Origin of the sequence: Leeuwenhoekiella palythoae (genome assembly GCF_020310025.1) — a bacterium.
Classification (GTDB): Bacteria; Bacteroidota; Bacteroidia; order Flavobacteriales; family Flavobacteriaceae; genus Leeuwenhoekiella; species Leeuwenhoekiella palythoae.
Window position 1 is genome coordinate 1,074,045 of sequence record NZ_CP084318.1, and the last position, 25,132, is coordinate 1,099,176.

At 35.6% G+C, this 25,132-nt stretch carries 18 protein-coding genes and 1 CRISPR repeat array; of the genes, 10 read left to right on the plus strand and 8 right to left on the minus strand.

All coding sequences use genetic code 11. From position 1 onward, the window contains the following. Positions 1-14: 14 nt before the first annotated feature. The 4 genes from LDL79_RS04505 to LDL79_RS04520 all read right to left on the minus strand — a co-directional run bounded on the left by LDL79_RS04505 (position 15) and on the right by LDL79_RS04520 (position 3,137). Positions 15-755 carry a hypothetical protein gene (locus tag LDL79_RS04505; protein WP_225599329.1) on the minus strand — a complete coding sequence of 247 codons (741 nt, stop codon included), beginning with the start codon at positions 753-755 and terminating at the stop codon, positions 15-17. A gap of 347 nt (positions 756-1,102) precedes the next feature. Continuing rightward, the gene (locus tag LDL79_RS04510; RefSeq protein ID WP_225599330.1) at positions 1,103-1,573 is read right to left on the minus strand and encodes a DoxX family protein; all 471 of its coding nucleotides are present in this window, start codon (positions 1,571-1,573) and stop codon (positions 1,103-1,105) included. A 3-nt stretch (positions 1,574-1,576) separates the two neighbouring features. After that, the gene (locus LDL79_RS04515) at positions 1,577-2,224 is read right to left on the minus strand and encodes a dioxygenase family protein (RefSeq protein ID WP_225599331.1); all 648 of its coding nucleotides are present in this window, start codon (positions 2,222-2,224) and stop codon (positions 1,577-1,579) included. A gap of 94 nt (positions 2,225-2,318) precedes the next feature. Beyond that, entirely contained in the window at positions 2,319-3,137 is an 819-nt protein-coding gene (locus LDL79_RS04520) for a LytR/AlgR family response regulator transcription factor (RefSeq protein ID WP_225599332.1), read from the minus strand. A 187-nt stretch (positions 3,138-3,324) separates the two neighbouring features. Between LDL79_RS04520 and LDL79_RS04525 the strand changes: the two genes are divergently transcribed. Beyond that, positions 3,325-4,380, plus strand: coding sequence for an IS110 family RNA-guided transposase (locus tag LDL79_RS04525; RefSeq protein WP_225599333.1), 1,056 nt, complete (start codon positions 3,325-3,327; stop codon positions 4,378-4,380). A gap of 350 nt (positions 4,381-4,730) precedes the next feature. On the opposite strand, the gene LDL79_RS04530 is transcribed toward LDL79_RS04525, so the two are convergent. Further along, positions 4,731-5,903 carry a metallophosphoesterase gene (locus tag LDL79_RS04530; protein ID WP_225599334.1) on the minus strand — a complete coding sequence of 391 codons (1,173 nt, stop codon included), beginning with the start codon at positions 5,901-5,903 and terminating at the stop codon, positions 4,731-4,733. Between the two features lie 203 nt (positions 5,904-6,106). Here LDL79_RS04530 and LDL79_RS04535 point away from each other — a divergent pair, with 203 nt between their 5' ends. Then, positions 6,107-6,619 carry a sensor histidine kinase gene (locus tag LDL79_RS04535; protein WP_225599335.1) on the plus strand — a complete coding sequence of 171 codons (513 nt, stop codon included), beginning with the start codon at positions 6,107-6,109 and terminating at the stop codon, positions 6,617-6,619. On the opposite strand, the gene LDL79_RS04540 is transcribed toward LDL79_RS04535, so the two are convergent. Beyond that, a protein-coding gene (locus LDL79_RS04540; protein ID WP_225598077.1) for an IS3-like element ISLbl2 family transposase occupies positions 6,616-7,745 on the minus strand; the annotation gives its coding sequence in 2 pieces (ribosomal slippage) (positions 6,616-7,484 and positions 7,484-7,745; 1,131 coding nt in all). The genes LDL79_RS04535 and LDL79_RS04540 overlap by 4 nt on opposite strands. On the opposite strand from LDL79_RS04540, the gene LDL79_RS04545 reads away from it, so the two are divergent. Beyond that, on the plus strand, positions 7,726-8,136 hold the full coding sequence (locus LDL79_RS04545; protein WP_225599336.1) for a LytS family sensor histidine kinase: 411 nt from the start codon (positions 7,726-7,728) through the stop codon (positions 8,134-8,136). The genes LDL79_RS04540 and LDL79_RS04545 overlap by 20 nt on opposite strands. Position 8,137: 1 nt before the next feature. Beyond that, a complete protein-coding gene (locus LDL79_RS04550; protein WP_225599337.1) occupies positions 8,138-8,833 on the plus strand; it encodes a LytR/AlgR family response regulator transcription factor in 696 nt (231 codons plus the stop codon). 310 nt (positions 8,834-9,143) lie between these two features. Here LDL79_RS04550 and LDL79_RS04555 read toward each other — a convergent pair whose 3' ends face one another. Then, the gene (locus LDL79_RS04555) at positions 9,144-9,359 is read right to left on the minus strand and encodes a transcriptional regulator (RefSeq protein WP_072983349.1); all 216 of its coding nucleotides are present in this window, start codon (positions 9,357-9,359) and stop codon (positions 9,144-9,146) included. Positions 9,360-10,246: 887 nt separating this feature from the next. Here LDL79_RS04555 and LDL79_RS04560 point away from each other — a divergent pair. After that, on the plus strand, positions 10,247-11,041 hold the full coding sequence (locus LDL79_RS04560) for an RNA polymerase sigma factor (RefSeq protein WP_225599338.1): 795 nt from the start codon (positions 10,247-10,249) through the stop codon (positions 11,039-11,041). Positions 11,042-11,043: 2 nt separating this feature from the next. After that, the gene (locus LDL79_RS04565) at positions 11,044-12,141 is read left to right on the plus strand and encodes a hypothetical protein (protein ID WP_225599339.1); all 1,098 of its coding nucleotides are present in this window, start codon (positions 11,044-11,046) and stop codon (positions 12,139-12,141) included. Between the two features lie 236 nt (positions 12,142-12,377). Here LDL79_RS04565 and LDL79_RS04570 read toward each other — a convergent pair whose 3' ends face one another. After that, positions 12,378-12,704 carry a BfmA/BtgA family mobilization protein gene (locus LDL79_RS04570; RefSeq protein ID WP_225599340.1) on the minus strand — a complete coding sequence of 109 codons (327 nt, stop codon included), beginning with the start codon at positions 12,702-12,704 and terminating at the stop codon, positions 12,378-12,380. Positions 12,705-13,726: 1,022 nt separating this feature from the next. On the opposite strand from LDL79_RS04570, the gene cas9 reads away from it, so the two are divergent. The 4 genes from cas9 (at position 13,727) to LDL79_RS04590 (ending at position 25,131) form a co-directional block, all read left to right on the plus strand. Then, positions 13,727-18,064 (plus strand): type II CRISPR RNA-guided endonuclease Cas9, encoded by a 4,338-nt coding sequence (gene cas9 / locus LDL79_RS04575; protein ID WP_225599341.1) that lies wholly within the window; start codon positions 13,727-13,729, stop codon positions 18,062-18,064. Beyond that, positions 18,061-18,978 (plus strand): type II CRISPR-associated endonuclease Cas1, encoded by a 918-nt coding sequence (gene cas1, locus LDL79_RS04580; protein ID WP_225599342.1) that lies wholly within the window; start codon positions 18,061-18,063, stop codon positions 18,976-18,978. Before cas9 ends, cas1 begins: the two co-directional genes overlap by 4 nt. Next, complete coding sequence (cas2, locus tag LDL79_RS04585; RefSeq protein ID WP_072983861.1) at positions 18,978-19,325, plus strand: CRISPR-associated endonuclease Cas2; 348 nt, start codon at positions 18,978-18,980, stop codon at positions 19,323-19,325. Before cas1 ends, cas2 begins: the two co-directional genes overlap by 1 nt. A 117-nt stretch (positions 19,326-19,442) precedes the next feature. Continuing rightward, a CRISPR array of direct repeats spans positions 19,443-24,114; the repeat unit is 46 nt; unit sequence CCTGTGAATCCTCACTAAAATTAGTATTCTGAAAGCAATTCACAAC. Between the two features lie 207 nt (positions 24,115-24,321). Further along, a complete protein-coding gene (locus tag LDL79_RS04590) occupies positions 24,322-25,131 on the plus strand; it encodes an endonuclease/exonuclease/phosphatase family protein (protein ID WP_225599343.1) in 810 nt (269 codons plus the stop codon). Position 25,132: the final 1 nt, after the last annotated feature.

Sequence of the window (25,132 nt, forward strand, 5' to 3'; positions counted from 1 at the left end):
TTTCAATAATGATTTTAAATGTTTTCCGATTTAGTGAAAAACTTAATTACCTCTTTGCTATTTGTCATAAGACTTTCAATATGATCGTCCATTTCCTCTGAAGACATAATTGGTGCATCTAATTGTAATGAACGCAACGTTCCGTCCTTTTGAGGTGCGATCAGGATTATTCGTCCAATTCTTAAGTCGAACAGTCGCATGTTGACGATTGCATAGTCATTTCTGTCCGCTGTCAAAAAGGAAATGAAATCAATTTCATTGGATTTTGTCTTGACAAACCCTTGTCCGACATAATGGGGATGATTTCTTGATGTAATGCTTACATCTGTGTGTGAATATCTTTTTAAATCGATGCTATCAGTCAAAACCGCAATGGTGAAGAAAACTTCGTTTGGTTTGTCATCTATAAATTTTTGGTTAACTGCATTTTTATTTACGTACAAAGAATGGTAGATTATTTTCTTGTCTCTTAAATCAATTCCTTGCCAGCTTCCGGAATATCCAAGCCCATTAAAGGTACTATCAGTCAAATCATAATCAGGAACTGGAAAAACTCCATTTATCATCGGTTTTCCACTAACTTTTATGTTGTCGATGTCAGCTTTCCAGTTTTTAGAACTCCATTTTGTTGAATCATTTCTGTTCTCGTTATGGATTTTTTCGTTTTCAATATTCCATTCAAAACCAGTTTCCATTTCTTGGGCTTTACAACCAAAAGAAAGAATTAGAAAAATGTATATAATTGCTCTATTCATACGGATTTTGTTTAATTACACACAACGGCAGTGGGTCTACAAAACTACCCGTTTATATTTTAAAAGTAGTTGAAGTAGCTGCGACATCCAACAAAAGCTACATATAAGATGTTTTGAGTTTTTAGCTGATGTCGATGAAATGAGTCTGCATCTTCAAAAAACCTCAAGTTCACCCAAAAACGAGTGAAAAGCGGAGCAGGAATGCTCGCTTCCTTTTTTTTGCTGAAAAACAGACTAACAAACAGCGATACATCGGTTTTAAGAGTTATGAATTTGGTCTAAAACCAAATTGATCCAAAAAAGAAAAACCGCTTATAGCGGCTTATTTACGTTTGTAATGTTACCTTTTACAGTCTTGTGCAACGGTTACCATTGTTGGTAGTAGTTTTTTTTCCTAAAAATAGTTTGAAATCTAGTGAAAAGTAACCGCTACCATTTATTAGTAGACTAAAATAACAAATTAAATAAATAAAACTTTTTTCCTGAAAAATAAAGTCTTTTCCACCATTAACTATCCAAGTGGCTACAATCATTGTAATTATTAATGGAACACAAATCCATCTTGTTAAAAAACCAAATACTAAAAAAAGTGAACAAAAGAATTCCGCAAATACTACTAAAACTAAACTCGTCTCAGTTCCAATTCCTAAAGGGTCTGCAAATTCTGAGCTGATTTTACTAAAATTTATAAGCCTTGGATATCCGTGTAGGTAAATCATTGAAATCGAAACACCAATTCTCAATACAAGTAAACCGAAACTTAAGCTTTTTGAAGAGGTGGTAACAACCGATTTTTTGAAAAACTCTATTGCGCCCATATTTTAGTCTGTAAATTTTTGAAGTATTATATTTCTTGAACCTCTCAAAATGTTGTTATCATCTTTGGTTAATGTTGTAATATTGGAAAGTCCGCCGTCTCTTTCTATCTTATCCAAATAAGACGCTACTCTTGGGTCATCCGAAAACCACAAGCCAGTTAGCCAATATTCAGGATATTCAGGGTGTTCAATAGTATAATGGATATGTGCAGGTTCTCCATCGTGAGTTTCATATGGTGCAGGACGTATAGTTTCAAATTCATACTTACCATTAGTATCTGTTTTCATCCAACCACGCAAATATCCGTGATATTTACCGTGTCCACTTTCATTCCCTTTTTTTGGATAAATTCCTTTGTTGTTTGTATGATACACGTAAACAATAACATCCTTAGCTGGGGTTTTACCATCTGGAAAATATACTGTTCCAGAAATAATAAGTTTTTCTCCAGGTTCGCTTTTTGGTGGAATTGTGGTTCTCCAAGATATATTTTTTGGTGCTTCAAACGCTCCGCTCCAACTGGGCTTTTTCAAGTTTGAAACGGATGTTGTTATATTCTTGTTTTGCTTATTAGTCGATTGAGAACAAGCATTAAAGGAAAGTAGAAAAACTACAATACAAATCGTTGGTATGTGTTTTATAATAACCATTACATTAAATTTAGTTGATCTTAAAAATCAAGAAAATAAAATGTATTAATTATATACTTAGAAGTAAATAGGCTTAAACGAGTGATTTTATTACTTAGTGGTTGAGCAAGGTATTCCAATTTGGACGATAATGTCTGCTCAATCTAACAGAATGTTGATTTGTTAGAATAGCATCGTAATCCCCATTTTTTCGAGAAGAAATTTCTTTAATATGGTTTTTATTGATAATTGCTGAACGGTGAACTCTAATAAAAATTTTGGGGTCTAATAAACTTTCAAGTTTTTTCAAACTCTCATCGTGTAGTAATTTCTGGTCTAAAGAAAATATTACTGTGTATGGTCTGTCTGTTTTAATGACTAAAACTTTTGACACGTCCAATTTTGTTATTCGAGTACCGTTTTTTACAGTTATAAATTTTTGTTCTATTACGTTGTTGTTTAGATTTTTTTTTCTGTTTAGGTAGTCAATAACAAAAGGAAGGCATAAATATACTAAAATCGTGATTTGTGATTGACTTGAAATAGCGTTTTTAAATATTGTTGAAAATCGATGTGGTATTTCATAGATTAGATTGCTTCCTAGAATAAATACGATAGAAAAAATAGAAATATGTAATGCAGTAAAGATAAAACCAGAAGCAAAACCGTAAAGGATTTTAGTTTTTTTTATTTTAGGCTGAATTTTTGTTTTGGTATATGTAGCAAGTTTTATAAATGGAATAAAAAATAGCCAATAAATATTATAAAGCATTGTGTCCGACCAATAAAACCCAGTCGATTTAAATCTTGAAAAAAGATAGTCCTGAAAAATTGCTAGCCCATATATTAAAATACAAAGCAAGATTATTGCTCTTAAATTTGCATTTAATAGTTTGCTATTCAATTTACTAAGTTCTTGTATTCTGATTGTCATTTTTCAAATTACTACCAACGGTTTTGTGTATGAGCAGTAGCGGATTTTATGCGACTACTTTTCAGTTTACAATATACTTTAATTTATGCAATAACGGTTCGAGTTAGCACTCAAACCGCTATTGCTTATAGCATCTATGTAAAAGCAGCCTGTCGAGTATCTTTAAGATTCACTAAAATCAAAAGATATGGAAACTCAACAAACTGCTTCCTCTAAATTATTCATTGGTATTGATATTCACAAGCGTAGCTGGAAGATTCATTGCGCTACTGATCTGTTTTCAGGTAAGACTTTCAGTATGCCACCTCGACCTGAAGTCTTGAAGGATTATGTTGCCAAGCATTATAGTGATTATGAAGTAACCACTGCATACGAGGCCGGGTGTTGTGGCTACCACGCACATCGCTGCTTTGAGAGTTATGGTTGGAGCTCTTTGGTAGTAAATCCTGCAGATATTTTTAGAAAGGGTAAAGAACGCTTTACAAAGACTGATCGTATTGATGCACAACTGATCGCTCGCGAACTCAAAGATGGCAGTTTAACAAGTATATGTGTGCCTGATAAATGCCGTGAGCAATTGCGCAGCCTCTTTCGTCGACGCAATGATCTGGTTAAAGATATGCGTCAGATCAAGAGTTATATCAAAATGCAGTTGTTGTATTATGGTATAGAAATACCACCGGAATATGACAATGATCACTGGAGCCATAACTTCAGATATTGGTTAGATGACTTGAAGTTTGAGTATGATACAGGTACAGAAGTTTTACGCAGTCATATGCGTAGTTTTCGGTTTATAGATCAGGAGTTTCGGGATGTATCTACGTTACTTAGAAGACACACTAAAACACATTTTAAACACGATTATATGCTATTGCGCAGTATACCGGGCATAGGTTCTATTGTGGCCAGTGGTTTACTTAGTGAACTTGGAGATCTGCGACGCTTTAAAAGCATAAAGCATCTGGCGGGTTATGTAGGTTTAGCCCCAGGTATTTATCAAAGTGGCGATACGCTAAGACATACGGGTGTGAGTATGCGAGCGCACCGCTTGATACGTAGTTATTTTATTGAGGCTTCTTGGCAAGCGATCAGAACAGACCCGGTAATGCAAGAGTATTATCGCAAACATCAAGGTAAGAACGTAAAATCAATAATCGTTAAGGTAGCTCGTAAATTACTAAGCCGCACCTTAGCTGTAATTAAAACAGGAATTCCCTACGAGATAGGGATTATAGAATGATAAACCAATAACAAAGCTCAACATAGAAGTAGCAAAATCTGGATCACAAAACAACGTAGGTGACTAATTGAGTTTAGATCACATCGGTTAGCAAGTGACTAGATTTATTATAGCTTATAATCATACAGATGCTGGTGAACCGTCAAGATGCGCGTATCACTTATAGAGCCTGTGCTGAACTTGTTTCAGTAATCCCGAGCAAGTTATATAGGTATTGAATGATTGATAATCCTATCGGAATTATCAACGATTCAACACCTCAAAATCAACATTATGAAGTAATTAAAATTTAAATATTAACTTTAAAGAACTGGACTAGGGCTTTTCATAGGACACGTTGTTAGCAACTGTTATATTTCTACTTTCTGTCCGTCGTGTAAAACTCTGTAATATTTGCCTTTTTCTATGAGTAAACCTTCTGATTCACTATTGGGAAAGTTTTTATGATAATCTTTCGGATGCTTTACGTCAATTCCTATTACTTTTCCATTAAACTTTCTATTCACTTTAGACTGAAGTGTGTGGCCAACTACAATTGATTTAGCATTAAAATTCTGAAGACCCAGTTCAACATCTTCTTGGGTTAAATCGTCTTTAAAATAGCCTCTATACCAAGAAATTCCTGTATGGGTTGAATTTAAAAACTGTTCTTTGGTTTTTTTGAGTTTGGGATAAAATGGTTTATAATAATTATTGCTCGTAATCTCATTGACTTCATCTATGCTCAAATTATAATCAACTAAATCTGGATGTATTCCTCCGTGTGTGAAAAGTGTGCCGTTAATGAGTTCCATTGTGTTTTTACTTGACATCCATTTACCTATAAAAGAATTTGAATTGTACAATTGATGTTGTAGTTTTTCTAAAATTGAAGCAACGTGAAAATACTTTGGGGATGAAGAATCATAATTTCCTTGCATATTTTTCAATTCGTGATTACCCAAAATAAAATGAACAAAACCACCCTTTTTTATAGCATCTTGTTCTAATTTGTATATAAACCATAGGACTTGGGTTGTTGAAAAACCTCTATCAACAAAATCTCCTACTAGAACTAAATGCCCAGTATCAAATATCCAGTTTAAGTTTTTGTCGATAACCTTGTTGTTAATAAGAAAATCACGAAACGTTTTATAGCCACTTTCTATATCTGAAATTGCTAAAATTTTATTAATATCATTATAGGTACTTAAGGGCTTTTTGATGTCCGCATTTATAGAAAATTCAAAGCGTGTCGAATCAAGTGGGAAGTAACAAAAAGCTGGAATTTTTGAGTTTGTTGAATGTTCTTTTTGTTCTAGAAAGAAGCCATCATTTTGATTTCCTTTAATATAATTTACGTTTAAAATACTATCATTTTTATAAAAAACATAAGGTCCATCTTTATCCCAATCCATCATTTTAGGATTATCTCCATAGTGCATACTTGCTCCGTGATAAAGTCCAAATAGAATTACTGAAATAGTGATGATCAAAAACGTTATGAATACGTGTTTTACGTATCTAAGAATTCTTATTTTCATTATTTGTGATTTTAATTTCAGCAAACATAAATCGAGTTATTGTACGTGTATAATAATAGTGATATACAACCTTGGTAGATGTACAAAGAATTTTGTAACGTATGTAAAGTCATCTCATCACGCTTTAGCCTCTTTACAAAACCTTGAATTAGATGTTTGTCAACCTTTTTGTGAAAGGTTATTTGTACTTCTATTTTTGTCGTATGAAAACCAAAAAACGCAATAAGAAGAGGGTGATACTATTTTTAATATCAGTTGCTTTAATACCTATACTAATTACAATTTATGAAGTCATTTTTACAGATGATGAATCCGTTGTCTTTCTAGGAAATTACAATTCTAAAATAGCTATAATTGTTATTTCCTATTATGTTCTGCTTCTTGGTTTGGGCGTTTATTGGTTTATTCGTCAGCTTATTTTTATTGCAAAATTGAAAAGCGAACAATCAAAAGTTGAACTGATGCTCTTAAAAAGTCAAGTAAGTCCGCATTTTTTCTTCAATATGCTCAATAATTTATATGGTTTGGTAAGTAAAGATGTAGGAAAAGCACAAGAGTTAATTCTAAAATTATCTGATTTGATGCGTTACAGTATATATGAAAGTGAAAGCGAAACGGTAACACTAAAAGAGGAAGTCGATTATTTAAAGAATTACATTGAGCTTCACAAAATGCGTTACCACAAGTGTAAGCTTCCCCAGACTAGAACTGCTTAATTTTCCAAAACTGGTTTAAAATTATTGTTTTTCATTCTCTTGGGGCTAGCCCCAAGAGAATGGAGTTTTGCGTATTGCACTGGTGCTATTTTGCCCAGTGAGTCATGGGGACGATATTTATTGTAATCTTCCATCCATATTTGAGTTTGCTCCCTTACCTGATCAATATTTTCAAAGATGTACTTGTCGAGGACACCTCTACGATAGGAGCCGTTAAAACGTTCTACAAAAGCATTTTGAGTAGGTTTGCCTGGTTGTATGTATTTAAATTCAATCTCATGCATTTTACTCCATTCAGCAGTAAGGTTTGCTATGAATTCAGGACCGTTGTCCATCCTGATCCGGTTTGGCTTACCTCGTCGGTTGATTAGGTGATTGAGTACCCAGACTACCCGATTACTAGTCAAAGAAAAGTCTACTTCGATGTGTAGTGCCTCTCGGTTAAAATCATCAATAACATTAAAAGATCTAAAGCGTCTCTTGTTTTCTAGAACATCGCTTACGAAATCAATACTCCAAGTATCATTCAATTCTTCAGGAATCTCCAAAGGCTCCTGTATACGCGCGGGCAGGCGCTTCTTTACTTTTCTTCTTAAAGGAAGCCCTAAAGATACATACACCCGGTGTACCCGCTTATGATTCCAAGGCTTTCCTTCGTTACGAATTCGCCAGTAGGCTTTCCAAAAACCCTCTTCGGAATGTTCTTCTGCTTTGTCTCTAAGAGCCTTCTCTATAGGAGTATCATCCTTGGGTAATGGCTTATAATAGTAAACACTTTTACTCATATTAAGCACACGGCACGCCCTACTGATGCCGTAGCGGATAAGTTCTTTAGCTATGGTACGTTTACGGCAGGGCTTTAGAGCTTTTTTTCAATAATCTCTTTAGCCATTTGATGGTCCAGTGCTAAAGAGGCATACATCTGTTTTAGACGGGCGTTTTCAGCTTCAAGTTCCTTAATACGCTTAAGTTCTTTGCTGCTCATACCAGCGTATTTAGAACGCCATTTGTAAAAGGTAGAGGTGCTGACACCGTATTCGCGGCTGATTTCCTCAACACTCTTACCGTTGTCGAACTCCTTTAAAATTTTTGCAATCTGTGTTGGTGTGAATTTGCTTCGTCTCATACTGTTTAAAATTAAGAATTATTACACTTCTAAACAGTTCAGTTTTAAGGGAAGCTTACACAAGAATATAGTAGTTGACTTCAAGTGTAATATCGATGAAAATAGAAGAGTTGCTCCGTTGCTATTTATAATTCTTTTAGAAAATGCTTTTAAACACGGCGTTGAGAATTTAAGGGAAGATGCGACCGTGACAATTAATTTAACTTCATCAGAAAGCAATATAAAGTTTACGATAGAAAATAATTTTGATAGTTCTGAAAACTTGAAAAAAAAGCCTGGAATTGGTTTGAAAAATTTAAAACGAAGATTAGAATTGACATATCCAAATAAGCACAGCTTGTTGTTTTCGAATACCGAAAATACTTTCAATGCACAATTAACTTTAAACTAATATGATTACTTATTTAATTATTGATGATGAGCATATAGCACACGACATTATAAAAGACTATTGTGATTTATTGCCAAATATGGAATTAATGAAAAGTTGTTACGATGGATTGGAAGCATTTGAATATCTGAATAAAAATGAGGTGGATTTGATTTTTTTAGACTTGAATATGCCTAAACTGAAAGGTTTTGAATTTCTTAAAACATTAAAAAATCCGCCAAAAGTAATTGTGACAACAGCCTATAAAGAATTCGCTCTTGAAGGGTATGAACTTAATATTTCTGACTATTTATTAAAACCCTTTGGGTTTGAACGCTTTTTAAAGGCGATCAATAAAACGTTCAGTACATCAAATACACAAGAATCTATCTCGTCTAAAAGCAATGTAGGTTCAAAGCGCATTTTTCTCCGAAGCAATAAAAAATATATCCAAGTAGAAATCGATACTGTGTTATATATTGAAGCATCAGGAAATTATACCAAAGTGATTACAAAATTTAAAACCATTACAATTCGAGAAAAAATTTCAAGTTTGTTAGATTTGTTACCAAAAGAAGACTTTTTACAAGTTCATAAATCATTTGCTGTTGCTCCAAAACACATTAAAAGTATCGAGGGAAACAGAATTTTCATTTCAGACCACATTATTCCTATTGGTAAATATTATAAGGCCAATGTCGCTCAATTATTGAAGTAAGTTTGTCGTTAATAGTTGCTAACTTGTTATATCAATACTAAATATATACATATCCCCTCAAAGTTCACAGGACATCAACACTTTAGAGTTCTGTATATAAATCTAGACATTTCCTTTTGAAGCGTGTTACGGAATTCCTTAATCTCAGTTAAGTGTATAACCATTCCAAGATTAAAAAACTAAAATGTATAGGTAGATAAGGATTAAACCCTACATTTTTTAAGTCAAAATAGCGCTGATGGCATCAGCATAGCATCCCTCAGGCAAAGCCCACTCAAAGGCCATGATAGAGTATGAAGTTATAAAAGGTTTATTCTCCGATTTTGGAAAAGAAATCCGATAATTTTATTTGACGTGCATCACAAATCCTTTTTAGAGTTTCGACAGGAATACGATATTCCTTCTCGTCAAGAATTCTTCTTACAATTTTCTCATCAATATCATGATTAAGTCCGAAATCTCGGTTTGATTTGGCATCTTTAATCCATTCGGAAATGGCTTTACTTATGAGAAAATTGATGTTCATACTTAACAAAGGAAGAATATCAATAAAAATTTAATGCGGAATTTCTTCCGCATTAAACAGAAGAATACTATATTTGATTCATAATTATATATTTGCGAAACTTCTTAGCATAACATATTAGAAGCATTCGCTTTGAATCTCGAATCAAAAACTGGTAATTTTTAGCAACGAGAGGATAAGCAGGGATGCTCACGACCCGGGCGTGGGCTCTCGCTTATTGTTGCGCGGTATACCAGTACCTTGATTCAATAAGTTGAGACCTGCGCCTTTTTGTATTAGGCCCACTACTTCACGTTCAGAGCCTTTGTTTCTTCTCTTTATCAAGCTTCGCACCCTTTTCCCCCTACATCATATAGGCCATAGTGGCCGGCAACTTGTATGAGTTGTAGTTAACGAACAGTAAAAGTACTACTGCCTATGCACAAAGCACGTGTTTACGGGTACACATCATAATCCGCTAATGCACCCGTGGGTTATAGGTTGCTTCACTACGAAGTAACCTGTAGTTGGGTGGGAAACGCCGCTGTAACAGCGGCCTGGGCTTATACCGGCTAGGTTTAAGCACACCGGTGAATTAGCCATAAAAAAGTGCTGCAGCCCCTAGGGGCTGCGAAAAAGAGAAGCTGTTAAGTTCAAAAACCTTCCCGGTTGTGCTTGGAGTCCGGCGGGAAGGCTTGAGCTTAACCAAAACAATTGGTTTACCTAATACAGCTATAAAGTGTAAAAAAACGATGCTACGCCAGGTATAGAGGATGCGTTACCGCGCCATAAAGCATTTTCAGGAGCCAAAATGCCTAGAAACACGGTTCCTGGCACAACCTTGATAGCCTAAACCGAAACGCCCTTAAAAAGAATAGAATGTAAACGAAATACAGAACACTTAGCTTATGAAACGATTTCAACTTGACACCTACTACAATGCCTTCAAAAAAGGTTGTCCACACGCATTTGAAGCGATTTACAGGCAGTATTACTATAGTGTCTACTGGCTGGGCAGGAGCATACTTAAGGATGTCTATGCAGTTGAAAATATCCTTCAGGATACCTTTCTCATCTTATGGGAAAAAAGGGATCGCATACAATCTCCAGAACATCTAAATGCGTTCTTGCACTTTGTAATGAAAAGCGAGTGCATTTATCAGTATAACAAGCCCCGGAATGCGTTTCAACGAAACCTAAGCAGATTAGACTATTTAGAGAATTATCAGGATTATTTAGGCGGCTATAACGAGGATGAAGAAGCTGCACACCTACAAAGGCAGGAAGCAGATCAGAGGGCTTTAAACCAGATTCAAAGGGTACTTCCCTTACTAAGCAGTGAAAGAAAGCTTCTTGTGGAACTGTGCTTAAAATACGGCTTTCAGTATAAAGCTATTGCTCAGGCAATGGGAACCAGCACCGCCAAAACCAGTATCGAAGTAAAAGGTGCTATTAAAGATATTAAGAATATCATTACTAATGGAAGTACACAGGAAGCTGAAGCCACACCGATTCGGGCGTTAAAGGCTCAGGATAATATGACCCGAAAACACAAAAAAGTCTTGCAGCTTCGTACAGAAAAGCAGTATTCCTTTGCAGCCATTTCCAAGGAGCTAAACCTTTCTATACAGGAAGTACATCAGCAATTTATGGCTGCCTATAAACTGTTACAGCATAAACAAAATCAACAGCAATCCGCTTAGTCATGGGAAAAGAAACGATAAAACTCACTCGAAAGATCCAGCTACAGGTGGATGCGCCTACCAAAGAGGAAAAGAAGGAGGTTTACGACACGCTCTACCGCTGGCAGAACAGAAGCTTTAGAGCGGCCAATCTCATTATTTCACATCTGTACATACAGGAACGGGTCAAAGAATTCTTTTACTTATCAGAAGGAATACGCTATAAGTTAGCGGATGAAAAAAAAGTGGAAGACGGCATGCTCAATAGGTCAAAGATTAACTGCACCTACCGGGTGGTATCCGATCGTTTTAAAGGGGAAATCCCTACTAACATTTTAGCCAACCTGAACAATACCATAATCAATAACTTTCGTAACAACCTGTCGGAATATAGTAAAGGAGAACGCGCGCTTGCCAATTTTAAGAGGAATATCGCTTTTCCTTTTGGGCCGGTAGCCATTCATGGATTATCTTATAAAGAAGACCAAAAAGCATTTTGTTTTCGTTTGTTTTCCATTCCCTTAAAAACCTATTTAGGGAAGGATCATACCGATAAACGAAAATTGCTGGAACAGTTAGTCGCCGGCAAAATCAAACTATGTACTTCTAGAATCCAACTGAAGAAGCAAAAAATTTATTGGTTAGCCACCTTTGAATTCGAAAAAGAAATACATAACCTGAAACCGGAAGTAATTGCGGAGGCTTCTTTATCCCTTGAATATCCTATTACTGTGAAATCCGGAAAAGCTACACTTCGTATTGGTAACAGGGAGGAATTTCTATACAGAAGGCTAGCCCTGCAGGCTGCTCAAAAAAGAGCTCAAAGGGGAGCCACCTATTGCAGACCGGGAAAAGGCTTTAAACGCAAAACCAAAGCAGTAGAAAAATTTTACGAACTGGAAAAAAACTACGTAAGTAACCGCTTGCATGTGTACAGCCGAAAGCTCATTGATTTTTGTATCAAACAACAAGCCGGCACCTTAATTCTGCTCAATCAGGAAGCAAAGATCGAGGCCGCACAGCAAGAACGTTTTGTGCTTAGAAACTGGAATTATTATGAATTGACTAAGAAAATAGAATACAAAGCCAAAAAAGCAGGCATTGAATTACTTATCGATTAATACGAAAATAAATAATTGGCCCTTAGGGTCTGAGGGTGCTTGTACACCCGTAAGGTGAGGTATTTTAATAGCACTCACTAAATGCAGGAAGCATATACAACCCTTCCCTTAAAGATTAAATAAACAGGGATTGTTAAGAACAGATAATGACATAAAATGCAAAAACTTATACAACAGACGTGAGTGAACCATCCATTTAAATAGTTGAATTATAAACGTATAACGTACATGTTCCTCTACCTAAATTTCCGCTCAACAAACTTGGGTTGTTCTTCTTCCTGTTGATTAAAAAGTCGATCCAATAGTGCTTTGGTCGGTTTGGTTTGTTCCGTTTCTATTCTTCGTAATATAGCTTCTACCCCATCCATGCGTTTATTGATTAGTGTTTCCAAGCGCTGTTTAGAATCATCAAAGGGCTCAAACGGACTGATGGAATTCTGTTCAAAAAAATCCAAAATAGCCTCTAAGGTTTCAGTATAATTCGCATCATTTGCTAGGGCATACTTTTTAAAGCGCTCCACGGTTTCGGTGTGAAAATTTATTCGGGAAAATCGTTTAGGCATCACTAGATTTTTAAAGATTAGGATAATAAATCGCCCTGTTTATAAGGGTTTAGAAGCGTTTCACGGAAAATTGCTACAAAACAGTTATTTTCAACACTTTGCAAAGTTTAAATAACCCACTTAAAGACAGTTAATTACAAATAAAAATGAGCTATATAACCTCGCGCAGCGGGTTATCCTCTTGCTTCTCATTTTTATCCGCTTCGCTACTCAAAATGATAACTTGTACACCCTAAGTTATCAATTAAAATCCGCATTAATTTTGATGTCAAATGCTTTCAAATTTTATGGAGGATCAAAACATTTACTTGGTATATCTGGAGCGTTTTTCTTGAAGTTTGCTAGAAAAACAAAAGCTCCACATCAGATAGATTTCAATATTCGCTCAAACGAAAAATAGCTGCTTCTAAGCATCCATTTACTTTCCATAGCGCCATCGCGTTTTCTTTTCGATTACCTCCATTTAAAATTTAGTATTGAGGAAAGCTTTTATAAAAAGAGCGACAGCGGAGCCTGATTATGCAAAGCGGCTCAAACTAAATTTTAGTTCTTTCAAGAAAAGGAAAGGTGCGTTTGAAAAAAGTGTGTTGGTAGAATTTTGAGTTTGACTCAGCCTTTTTTTGAGCAATCATTTTATAGTGCACTTGAATCAAGCGAACGTAATCCCTTTTTCCGGGATTGGGTTCAAGATTTTTGAATGAACCGCTTTTACCGTCACCAAATTTCGGGAGAAGCTCTTTTAGAAAATGTAGGGAAATGGGGTTTATTCCCCCTTACATTTTAAACCAATTCATAAGATATTGGAATATGAATATTAAAACGTTGATAAGGAAAAACTGTTGAATTTAAAAAAAGCGACCCGTAAAGGCCGCTTTAAATGTTTTCACAACGGAATAATCCTTATTGTGAATTGCTTTCAGACTGCTAATATAAATAATTGATTTTTAATGAAATTATAGATTTCCTCATTTTAAACTAAATAAGTATATCTATTTTTAAGAAAACATATTGAAATAGAAACGATGAAACGAATATTAGGATTGGATTTGGGGACCAACTCGATTGGGTGGGCATTGATTGAGATTTTAGAAGATGGTACAAAGCGCATAATCAAATTAGGTAGTCGGATCGTTCCAATGGATGGTAGTGAAATGTCTGACTTTAAACGCGGGCTTCCTCAGACCAAAAATGCTACTCGCCGTGAAAAGAAAAGCGTTAGAGTAGGAAACAAACGTTATAAGCAAAGACGCAACAAATTAGTTTATACTCTGCAAAAACTTGATTTGCTTCCCAACCAAATCAAAACTTCAAAACAATTCTCAGACCCAAAGAAAATCCAAAAGGTTAACATTCTGCCTATTTCGAAAGATTCAAAACAGTTGGCAGGTATTGAATTTCTTGAGCTCAAAGCAAAAGCAATTCACCAACCTGTTTCCAAAAAGGAATTTGGAAGAATTTTATACCGTTATAATCAACTAAGAGGCTATGCCGGTGGCGACGAACAAGATGATGAAACAGAAGTTGCTGAGATAATGGGAATTGAAAAAGACAAAGGAGTATTTCCTGCTCAAGTATCCAAAATTGAGCCGTTTAAAATCTTATACTACGAACCCACTGAAGAAAAAAAAAGAAAAAAGATTGTTCATAAATTAAAGGTGTTAGATGCCGAAAAGCAAGAATGGGAAGGCCACACTATTGTTGAAAATTTGACGATGGGCGAAAGTACTGAATTGAAAAAATTGATACGTCAAAACAAAAATACAGGAGAGATTTCCAGTATCGAGTTTTCGATTCCAAGCAAAACAGGATGGAGAAAACAAATGGAAACACTTGAAGAATCATTTGATAAACATTCGGAACTTAATGGACGAAAAACCTACATTAGTGAATACTTTCTTGATGAATTAAAAGAAAATCGATGGAAAAGAATTCGGGACAATGTGATTCTTAGGTCAAGATATCTGGAAGAATTTGATGCTATATGGGAAAAACAGTTTCCAGTACATTTAGAAAGCATAGACAAAAAAACTATTGAAGAAATTGCTTCATTTCTTTTTCCAGGCGATTCTGAATCACAATTGAAATTTCGTCAAGAAGGCGTTGAAAAAGGTCTTTACCATATCATAAGAAACCAAATAATCTACTATCAGCGTGAGTTAAAAGACCAAAGCCATTTGATCTCAAACTGTCTTTTTGAACCCGATGAAAAAGCAGTAGCAAAAAGTCATCCACTATTCCAAGAGTATAAAATTTGGGAGCAGATTAATAAGCTATCAATTAAGCGAAAAATTGCCAATGGCTTTACTAAGTCTGGTAAGGCCAAATTTAAATATGAAGAGCGCCCGATTCCAACTGATTTTAAAGAGCATCTTTTTTCAGAGCTTCAAAAGAAAAGAGAGTTGGCCTTTGGAACTATTTTCAACAAATTGAAAGAAGGCTACGGCTTTGATGAAAAATCGGACTTTTTCAATGGGCTTTCTTCAAAGTCTAAACTCAAAGGCAATACTACTAGAATAATATTAGAAAAACGATTGGGTAGGTTTTGGAAAGTTTTGCAAATGAGCAAAGTCGAAAACCAAATTGAACTTTGGGATTTGCTCTACAATCAAAAGGGAAATGAATATGACTTAGAAAGTACTCGTAATAAGGAGATTGCATCCTATCTTAAGCAAAAAGGAATCAATGACCTTGAATTTAATAAGATTGTTGTGGCGATTTCCTGTATAAAGTTTCCACGCGACTACGCTTCTATTTCTTTGAAAGCAGTCAAAAAAGTGTTGCCATTGATCCAAGCTGGCAAGTACTATGATTCGACTACAATCCCAGAAGAAGTTTTTCAAAAGATTACATCAATTCTTAATAGCAATGTAACTAATGCTTATGATAAATCATTGCAATCTTATCTAGACGAAAACGAAAATGACATTCTCAAAGACGGTGGTTTCGTTAATGCTTTCGCTCTGATGCTCGTATATGGACAGCATACGGCAAAACGGATTTCAGTAGAAGAAAAATTTGCCGCACCTAATGAAATTAAACCTTTGGAAAGGCATTCACTTAGAAACCCGTTAGTTGAGCAAATGATAAACGAGACCTTAATGGTTGTAAAAGATATTTGGAAAGAATACGGGCAAATAGACGAAATAAAAGTAGAGCTGGCCCGTGAGATGAAAAGCAGTATCCAAGAACGTAGTAGTGCTCATGAGCGAATGGAAAAAAACCAAAAGGTCAATTCATACATCAAACACCGCTTGCGTGAAATCAACGAAGAAATCTCAAAAAGTAATATTGAACGTTACAAACTTTGGGAACGCCAAGAAAATGACAATCCATCATACCTGAAAAAGTATGAGGCTACCAAAGGTGAATTAGAAAAAATGAGACTTTGGGAAGAACAGGGGCACATAGACCCTTACACCAATCAACCCATTCCACTTAGTGCCTTGTTCAACAAAGGCTTGTATGATGTTGATCATATAATTCCGCAGTCGCGCTACTTTAATGATGGACTAGCCAATAAGGTTGTTTGCTTTCAAAAAGTAAACAAGGACAAAGGGAACAGAACAGCCATAGAGTATATTGAGTCTGGGTCGCAGGTTATTCCAAACTTACTAACACCGGAAGAGTTTATCGAAAGTGTGGGTAATAGATTTTATGGATTGAAAAGGAAATTGCTTTTGGCCACTAAAATTCCAGAAGATCCTATTGAGCGGCAAAAGAAAGAAACCCAATTTATCGTACTTAAAGCGAAAGAGGAATTAGCTAAAATTGTTGGGTCGGATAATGTGAAAACTTCAACAGGTGGTGTTACCCATTACCTGCGGAACCATTGGGGTCTAATACCAGTTTTCAAAAAGATTTTAAAGCAACGTTTTCAACGTTTTTACAAACTGAAAGCCGAAAAAGAATATGCCAATTACCTAAAAGAATGCGAAAAAGAAAACTGGGAAACAAAATCACTTGAGACATTTACAAAAGAATATATTAGCGAAAAGATATTCTACAAAGACAACAACCTCATTCTAAAGGGCTGGAGTAAACGCTATGACCATCGCCACCACGCAATGGATGCTTTAACTGTTGCCTTAACTGATGAAAAAGCCGTGAAACGCTTAAATGACCTCAATAAGCATTTAAGAGATTGGGTCAAGAAAAAATATGAAAAGGGAGATCTAAAACTTAATCCAGATGAAGGCGACTTGTTGGATGCTTTCCTAAAAGAAGAAAGCGATATACGTGATTCGGCATTAAAAGAAATCGAACGCTTCAGAAACATTCCTGAGCCTTGGAAAGGTTTTCAAAATGATGCAAGAAGGGAATTAGAAGAGATTATTGTTTCTCATAAACCCAAAGATAAGCTGCTCTTGCAATATGAAGAAATAGAAATGAATGGAAAAATTAAAAAACAAAGAGTCATCAAAATTAGAGGCCCTTTGCACGAGGATTATATATACGGTATTAATGGAAATCTTGAAACCAAGAGAGTCGCTCTTAATAAGCTATCCGATCCAAAGATGTCTAAGTCTGCAGCAGAAACTAATTTGAAAAAAATCTGCAATGATTATTTAAGAGAGACGGTTTGGGATCATTATAAAAATGTATACAATGGGAACAAAAAAGACGCCTTTGGCCCAGAAGGCATTTTAGGCCTAAATAAAAGGCTTGCAGAAAAGACGAAAATAAAAAATGGGAAAGAAGAACCTGCGCCGCATCCTCCAATATCGTCCATTAAAATCTATCGCAAAAAGCCTAAAAGGAAAGGTAAAAACAAGATAAGTCTTCAAAAGATTGAAAGAACTTCAAGTTACAATAACAATGTATATGTTGTTAGTGGTGAGAATTATTTGTTAGCAATATTAGAAAGGGATGAAAAGAGAATCTATGATAGTATTTCCTTAATTGAGGCAGTCGAGTTGATTAGAAATGAATTCAACAACGCTGAAAACAAAACTACATTTTCAAAAGATCAGGTTTTAAAAGAATATTTTGAACTAAGAAATAACGCGTCTTTTCTTTTTTCACTATCAAAAAATGATTTGGTATATGTCCCGAACCAAGATGAAGAAATTCCCGATGTCAATAATCACGAAGAATGGAAAAATTATTGGAAGGATTCACACTTAAGAGCTAATAATATATACAGTTATGTAAAAGTAACCACCCATCCACAGCATTGGTTTATAAAACACGATATGGCTCAACTCATTGATAACTATTCTCAAAAAGACAAGTTTGGAGAACTAAGTTCTCAAAATGCTATAGAAAGTATAGATGGAGTAAATATTAAATCAGTTTGTTACCCAATCAAGCTTGATAGATTGGGTAACATTATCGAAGTAAACGGAATATCAACAAAATGATCAAACGCACCCTCTTTTTTGGAAACCCTGCTTATTTAAGTACCTGTAACGAGCAACTGGTGGTCACCTTTCCCGAGGAAGATAAAAAAGAGGCCACCATACCCATTGAAGATTTGGGTTATGTGGTGTTAGAAGATCCACAAATTACCATCACCAATGGACTAATGATGAAGTTAGTTCAAAACAAAACAGCCATAATCACATGTGATAAGCAGCATCTACCCTGCTCTTTATTGCAACCTTTAGTAGGCCATACCGAGCAAACGGAACGTATGCGGCATCAGCTTAATGCCAGTCTTCCACTTAAAAAAAACCTATGGCAGCAAACAGTAAGTGCAAAAATTTACAACCAATCATTACATTTAGAATCCAGAGGAAAAAATGCCAAGAAACTCAAACGCTGGAGTACCGATGTCAAAAGTGGTGATACCGGAAACCTGGAGGCAGTTGCTGCGGCTCACTATTTTCAAAATCTATTTAGTGAGGTATTCGGCTTTAGTCGGAATCAAAAAGGAATAGCCCCTAACAATCTACTAAACTACGGTTATGCCATTTTACGAGCGGTAGTCGCAAGAGCACTGGTGAGTAGTGGAATGTTACCTTCCGTTGGAATCTTTCACCGAAATAAATATAATGCTTTTTGTTTGGCCGATGATATTATGGAGCCGTATCGTATTTATGTAGATGCTTTGGTTTACGAAATCGTAGAAACCGGCTGTAGTATTGAAGAACTCTCCAAAACACTTAAAGCAGAGCTTTTACGTATTCCGGCACTAGACGTCTATATCGATGGTAAATGGAGCCCTTTGATGAATGCGGTAAGCCGCACAACGAGTAGCCTGTATGATTGCTTTTTAGGAACTAACCGTAAGATACTCTATCCTGAATATACAGTCAACAGATCGCTTGAATGATGCAGGAAAGCAATTTTTCAAGACTTAACCAATACCGTTCTATGTGGGTACTTGTATTTTTTGATTTACCAACAGAAACGCGCACCGAACGTAAGGTCGCAGCACGGTTTAGGAAAAACTTACTCGATGATGGGTTTGCGATGTTTCAGTTCAGTATTTATATGCGTTTTTGCGCAAGTCGTGAAAATGCCAGCGTACACATAAAGCGCACCAAAAACAACTTACCAAAAAAAGGAAAAGTCTGTGTTATGCAGATCACCGATAAACAATTTGGCATGATGGAACTTTTTCACGGTCAAAAAGAAGTAGAACCCGAACAACCTTCACAGCAACTCGAGCTTTTTTAAAAACCCTAGAAATTAAATTGTCAGGTCGAGCGCAGTCGAGACCTTTTTTCTACCTCACTTTTTTAAATCCTAAATTAACACATAAAAAACAGGATACCAGCTCTTTAGAACGGGTATCCTGTGAATCCTCACTAAAATTAGTATTCTGAAAGCAATTCACAACTTGATTGCCGATAAGCTGCTTGGGATTCCCCTGTGAATCCTCACTAAAATTAGTATTCTGAAAGCAATTCACAACGAACTTTCGATGCGCATTTGCATAATTCAACCTGTGAATCCTCACTAAAATTAGTATTCTGAAAGCAATTCACAACTGCAATCATCTTCTTGATGGTCTTAGCCTCCCTGTGAATCCTCACTAAAATTAGTATTCTGAAAGCAATTCACAACACCTTTTATTGTAAAGTGAATTGATACATCCTGTGAATCCTCACTAAAATTAGTATTCTGAAAGCAATTCACAACAAATACAACGCGCTTTGGCTGATTTTGAATCCTGTGAATCCTCACTAAAATTAGTATTCTGAAAGCAATTCACAACGGATGCGTAAAAATATCATTTTGAGAGACCCTGTGAATCCTCACTAAAATTAGTATTCTGAAAGCAATTCACAACACCCGAATACCGGAGAATACAAAATACAATCCTGTGAATCCTCACTAAAATTAGTATTCTGAAAGCAATTCACAACGACAGGCGTTAACGCTTGCTGTGGTAGTTGCCTGTGAATCCTCACTAAAATTAGTATTCTGAAAGCAATTCACAACAAGAATTTATAACGGATGCCGGCACGGCTTCCTGTGAATCCTCACTAAAATTAGTATTCTGAAAGCAATTCACAACTAGTATCTAGCATATACGCACGCCTTTAGACCTGTGAATCCTCACTAAAATTAGTATTCTGAAAGCAATTCACAACTAAGACAATCGGCTCTTCTTGTATTAGCTTCCTGTGAATCCTCACTAAAATTAGTATTCTGAAAGCAATTCACAACTTGGAATATTAACAGCCGGAAACGGTACGGCCTGTGAATCCTCACTAAAATTAGTATTCTGAAAGCAATTCACAACAACCTGCCGCGGTATCAGTAGCGGTGACTTCCTGTGAATCCTCACTAAAATTAGTATTCTGAAAGCAATTCACAACGCATCGGTGCAAATACCTTGAGCCAATCCCCCTGTGAATCCTCACTAAAATTAGTATTCTGAAAGCAATTCACAACGACAAAAGCCCGAAACGATTGAGTTTATCACCTGTGAATCCTCACTAAAATTAGTATTCTGAAAGCAATTCACAACTCGTGGCTACTCGAAATTGAATAATCGGTTCCTGTGAATCCTCACTAAAATTAGTATTCTGAAAGCAATTCACAACTGGATTTTAACAATATTAATATTGTAAAATCCTGTGAATCCTCACTAAAATTAGTATTCTGAAAGCAATTCACAACAAGCAACGGTTATACCAGTCTTCAAAGTAACCTGTGAATCCTCACTAAAATTAGTATTCTGAAAGCAATTCACAACTAGAACTTCGCATTCACCAGTGCGCGTATCCTGTGAATCCTCACTAAAATTAGTATTCTGAAAGCAATTCACAACACGACTTCATCGCTTGTCGCTTTGGTTTCACCTGTGAATCCTCACTAAAATTAGTATTCTGAAAGCAATTCACAACGCAACTGAGGCTGAAATTAGAGCCGATTTACCTGTGAATCCTCACTAAAATTAGTATTCTGAAAGCAATTCACAACAGTGTTATTATTCTCAAAACCAGACAAATCCTGTGAATCCTCACTAAAATTAGTATTCTGAAAGCAATTCACAACAAGAATTTATAGATGATGCCGGAACGGCTTCCTGTGAATCCTCACTAAAATTAGTATTCTGAAAGCAATTCACAACTTATCTTTTTTAAATTGAACGTTATATTTCCTGTGAATCCTCACTAAAATTAGTATTCTGAAAGCAATTCACAACTGAGGCTAACAATCTTACCAGACACTTACGCCTGTGAATCCTCACTAAAATTAGTATTCTGAAAGCAATTCACAACACAACTACCGTAAAAAGCCTTTAGTGTCTCCCTGTGAATCCTCACTAAAATTAGTATTCTGAAAGCAATTCACAACGTGAGAATATCAAAATAGGCTTCTTCCATACCTGTGAATCCTCACTAAAATTAGTATTCTGAAAGCAATTCACAACGTAGTTTTCGTGATTTTGTTACCAATCTTGCCTGTGAATCCTCACTAAAATTAGTATTCTGAAAGCAATTCACAACTGGTCATTCTTGTGGTTTTGGTTTTGGCTGCCTGTGAATCCTCACTAAAATTAGTATTCTGAAAGCAATTCACAACCGGAGTTACTTTTTTAACCTGGTACTACTTCCTGTGAATCCTCACTAAAATTAGTATTCTGAAAGCAATTCACAACCTACAAATATCAAACGATATGCCAACAAGCCCTGTGAATCCTCACTAAAATTAGTATTCTGAAAGCAATTCACAACGATTACACCTTTAATAAAATCTTTTCATTTCCTGTGAATCCTCACTAAAATTAGTATTCTGAAAGCAATTCACAACGGCGGTTTAAACACCGCAAAACCACGTAAACCTGTGAATCCTCACTAAAATTAGTATTCTGAAAGCAATTCACAACTGATATTTTATCATAGTATCGCTCTTTACTCCTGTGAATCCTCACTAAAATTAGTATTCTGAAAGCAATTCACAACGGTAGTTCTCTATTGCAAATATAGCGATATCCTGTGAATCCTCACTAAAATTAGTATTCTGAAAGCAATTCACAACTGTAAATAATCTTTACGTTGATTAGTAATTCCTGTGAATCCTCACTAAAATTAGTATTCTGAAAGCAATTCACAACTCAGCCCTGTCTTGAATTTCTTTTGTTAACCTGTGAATCCTCACTAAAATTAGTATTCTGAAAGCAATTCACAACATAATAAAAGAGTTTATTTGGTATGAGTAGCCTGTGAATCCTCACTAAAATTAGTATTCTGAAAGCAATTCACAACAAGACGTTCTCGAGTCTGACGGTATTGAAGCCTGTGAATCCTCACTAAAATTAGTATTCTGAAAGCAATTCACAACAATAAATCAAATGACTGAAACTAAGTTACACCTGTGAATCCTCACTAAAATTAGTATTCTGAAAGCAATTCACAACACCACTACCATATAAAGAAGCGGGTATAGCCCTGTGAATCCTCACTAAAATTAGTATTCTGAAAGCAATTCACAACGGCAAAAGTAAATAGTCAACTGCAAGATTCCCTGTGAATCCTCACTAAAATTAGTATTCTGAAAGCAATTCACAACACAAAGTGGTCAAGTTCGTTGCGTTCATACCCTGTGAATCCTCACTAAAATTAGTATTCTGAAAGCAATTCACAACTTCACCGCCAGGCGCTCACCATTTTTATAGCCTGTGAATCCTCACTAAAATTAGTATTCTGAAAGCAATTCACAACATGATCTACTAACCGAACGTGAAGCAAGCACCTGTGAATCCTCACTAAAATTAGTATTCTGAAAGCAATTCACAACGTAGAATATCGCTTCTCCCCGTTTTTCTCGCCTGTGAATCCTCACTAAAATTAGTATTCTGAAAGCAATTCACAACCCGGAATAGGTTCCCAAGGCAAAATTTGCACCTGTGAATCCTCACTAAAATTAGTATTCTGAAAGCAATTCACAACGGCACCCACAAATTTTTTGACAGTATCTCTCCTGTGAATCCTCACTAAAATTAGTATTCTGAAAGCAATTCACAACTTTCCTGCTTTACCAGTTGCGCTATCAAAACCTGTGAATCCTCACTAAAATTAGTATTCTGAAAGCAATTCACAACGGTTGCATCAATCGATACGTAATCGTAACGCCTGTGAATCCTCACTAAAATTAGTATTCTGAAAGCAATTCACAACACTTTACAGACGCGCAACTGTCACAGTTTTCCTGTGAATCCTCACTAAAATTAGTATTCTGAAAGCAATTCACAACGAGGTGAAGGCGGTGAAGACAAGCACTTCACCTGTGAATCCTCACTAAAATTAGTATTCTGAAAGCAATTCACAACTACTAACCAACATATTATGAACGGTGGTAACCTGTGAATCCTCACTAAAATTAGTATTCTGAAAGCAATTCACAACCAATTCTCCAACCTTGAATAGAATTAAAACCTGTGAATCCTCACTAAAATTAGTATTCTGAAAGCAATTCACAACTAGATTAATCACTACAGGAATATTGCTCACCCTGTGAATCCTCACTAAAATTAGTATTCTGAAAGCAATTCACAACGAGAGAATATTAAAATAGGTTTCTTCCATACCTGTGAATCCTCACTAAAATTAGTATTCTGAAAGCAATTCACAACGAAAGTCACTATAAAAAGTTAGGGATGCACCTGTGAATCCTCACTAAAATTAGTATTCTGAAAGCAATTCACAACTTGGCATCTTTCGCTAAGATTTTCTTATCGCCTGTGAATCCTCACTAAAATTAGTATTCTGAAAGCAATTCACAACCCGGTACTTCAATTACCGTTTCTTTGACGCCCTGTGAATCCTCACTAAAATTAGTATTCTGAAAGCAATTCACAACGTGATGTCACCGCCTAAATAAGTTGCCATTCCTGTGAATCCTCACTAAAATTAGTATTCTGAAAGCAATTCACAACACTGAATGTTCAGAGCAAAGAACATACTCCCTGTGAATCCTCACTAAAATTAGTATTCTGAAAGCAATTCACAACCCGACATTCTCCCGAATTTGCACAAATCACCCTGTGAATCATCACTAAAATTAAAGAATCTAAATAAAGAAACATCAACTCGTTATAGTTTTTAAATTGGCTAGCGTCTACAAGTCTTTACTAATTTCAGTTTCACTGTACAGATATCTATAAAATCAAAGAGAGGAATAATTGTATTTTTAAATTTCTAGCCAAAATAGATCATTGATGAAAAAATATATACTTTTAGTTTTACTCTTTTGTTCTTTCGCATCCTTTTCTCAACAAAAAGAACTTATCCTTGCTTCCTGGAACATTCAAGATTTTGGAAAAACCAAAAACACAGAAGAACTTGAGCAGATTGCAGAAATACTCAGAGATACAGACATAATTGCTATTCAAGAGGTTGTTGCAGGTTATGGGGGAGCTCAGGCAGTAGCTAAGCTATCAGACATTCTAAACCGCAAAGGGGCTAAATGGGATTACGTAATAAGTGACCCTACGAATAGTTCGAAGTACGTAACTGAGCGCTATGCGTTCATCTGGAAAACTTCTAATATTAAAATTAAGAATAGGGGTAAGCTTATCGCTGCTCTGGATTCAAAAGTAGATCGTGAACCTTTCTTGATTAATTTCTATCTTGATTCAAAGGTTTTACAAGTTATTAACTTTCATTCCAGACCTCACGATAATAATCCTCAAGCTGAAATAAAAGCAATATCTGAACACATTGTCAATGCTAAAACTGGATCTTTAATTTTTGCTGGAGATTTTAATACCACAGTACAAGACCCTGTATTTAAAACATTAAAAAGTAACGGATTCGTTCCTGCATTAGTCGAGCAAAAAACTACTCTAAAACGATCGTGCACCGGATTAGACTACCTTAACCACGCGATTGACAATGTATTCTATTCAAAGGACCTAACATACATTGATAGTGGAGTGCTCGACTTTGTAATGTCTTGTGATCAGCTGGATAAAGCTCGTAAACTTTCAGATCACTTACCTGTTTATATCAAATTTAGTCTGTATTAAT

What these genes read in the sequence shown, in the direction of transcription:
- LDL79_RS04505 (WP_225599329.1), bottom strand. Translation starts at nt 755, where the DNA reads ATGAATAGAGCAATTATATACATTTTTCTAATTCTTTCTTTTGGTTGT.
- LDL79_RS04510 (WP_225599330.1), bottom strand. Translation starts at nt 1,573, where the DNA reads ATGGGCGCAATAGAGTTTTTCAAAAAATCGGTTGTTACCACCTCTTCA.
- LDL79_RS04515 (WP_225599331.1), bottom strand. Translation starts at nt 2,224, where the DNA reads ATGGTTATTATAAAACACATACCAACGATTTGTATTGTAGTTTTTCTA.
- LDL79_RS04520 (WP_225599332.1), bottom strand. Translation starts at nt 3,137, where the DNA reads ATGACAATCAGAATACAAGAACTTAGTAAATTGAATAGCAAACTATTA.
- LDL79_RS04525 (WP_225599333.1), top strand. Translation starts at nt 3,325, where the DNA reads ATGGAAACTCAACAAACTGCTTCCTCTAAATTATTCATTGGTATTGAT.
- LDL79_RS04530 (WP_225599334.1), bottom strand. Translation starts at nt 5,903, where the DNA reads ATGAAAATAAGAATTCTTAGATACGTAAAACACGTATTCATAACGTTT.
- LDL79_RS04535 (WP_225599335.1), top strand. Translation starts at nt 6,107, where the DNA reads ATGAAAACCAAAAAACGCAATAAGAAGAGGGTGATACTATTTTTAATA.
- LDL79_RS04550 (WP_225599337.1), top strand. Translation starts at nt 8,138, where the DNA reads ATGATTACTTATTTAATTATTGATGATGAGCATATAGCACACGACATT.
- LDL79_RS04555 (WP_072983349.1), bottom strand. Translation starts at nt 9,359, where the DNA reads ATGAACATCAATTTTCTCATAAGTAAAGCCATTTCCGAATGGATTAAA.
- LDL79_RS04560 (WP_225599338.1), top strand. Translation starts at nt 10,247, where the DNA reads ATGAAACGATTTCAACTTGACACCTACTACAATGCCTTCAAAAAAGGT.
- LDL79_RS04565 (WP_225599339.1), top strand. Translation starts at nt 11,044, where the DNA reads ATGGGAAAAGAAACGATAAAACTCACTCGAAAGATCCAGCTACAGGTG.
- LDL79_RS04570 (WP_225599340.1), bottom strand. Translation starts at nt 12,704, where the DNA reads ATGCCTAAACGATTTTCCCGAATAAATTTTCACACCGAAACCGTGGAG.
- cas9 (WP_225599341.1), top strand. Translation starts at nt 13,727, where the DNA reads ATGAAACGAATATTAGGATTGGATTTGGGGACCAACTCGATTGGGTGG.
- cas1 (WP_225599342.1), top strand. Translation starts at nt 18,061, where the DNA reads ATGATCAAACGCACCCTCTTTTTTGGAAACCCTGCTTATTTAAGTACC.
- cas2 (WP_072983861.1), top strand. Translation starts at nt 18,978, where the DNA reads ATGCAGGAAAGCAATTTTTCAAGACTTAACCAATACCGTTCTATGTGG.
- LDL79_RS04590 (WP_225599343.1), top strand. Translation starts at nt 24,322, where the DNA reads ATGAAAAAATATATACTTTTAGTTTTACTCTTTTGTTCTTTCGCATCC.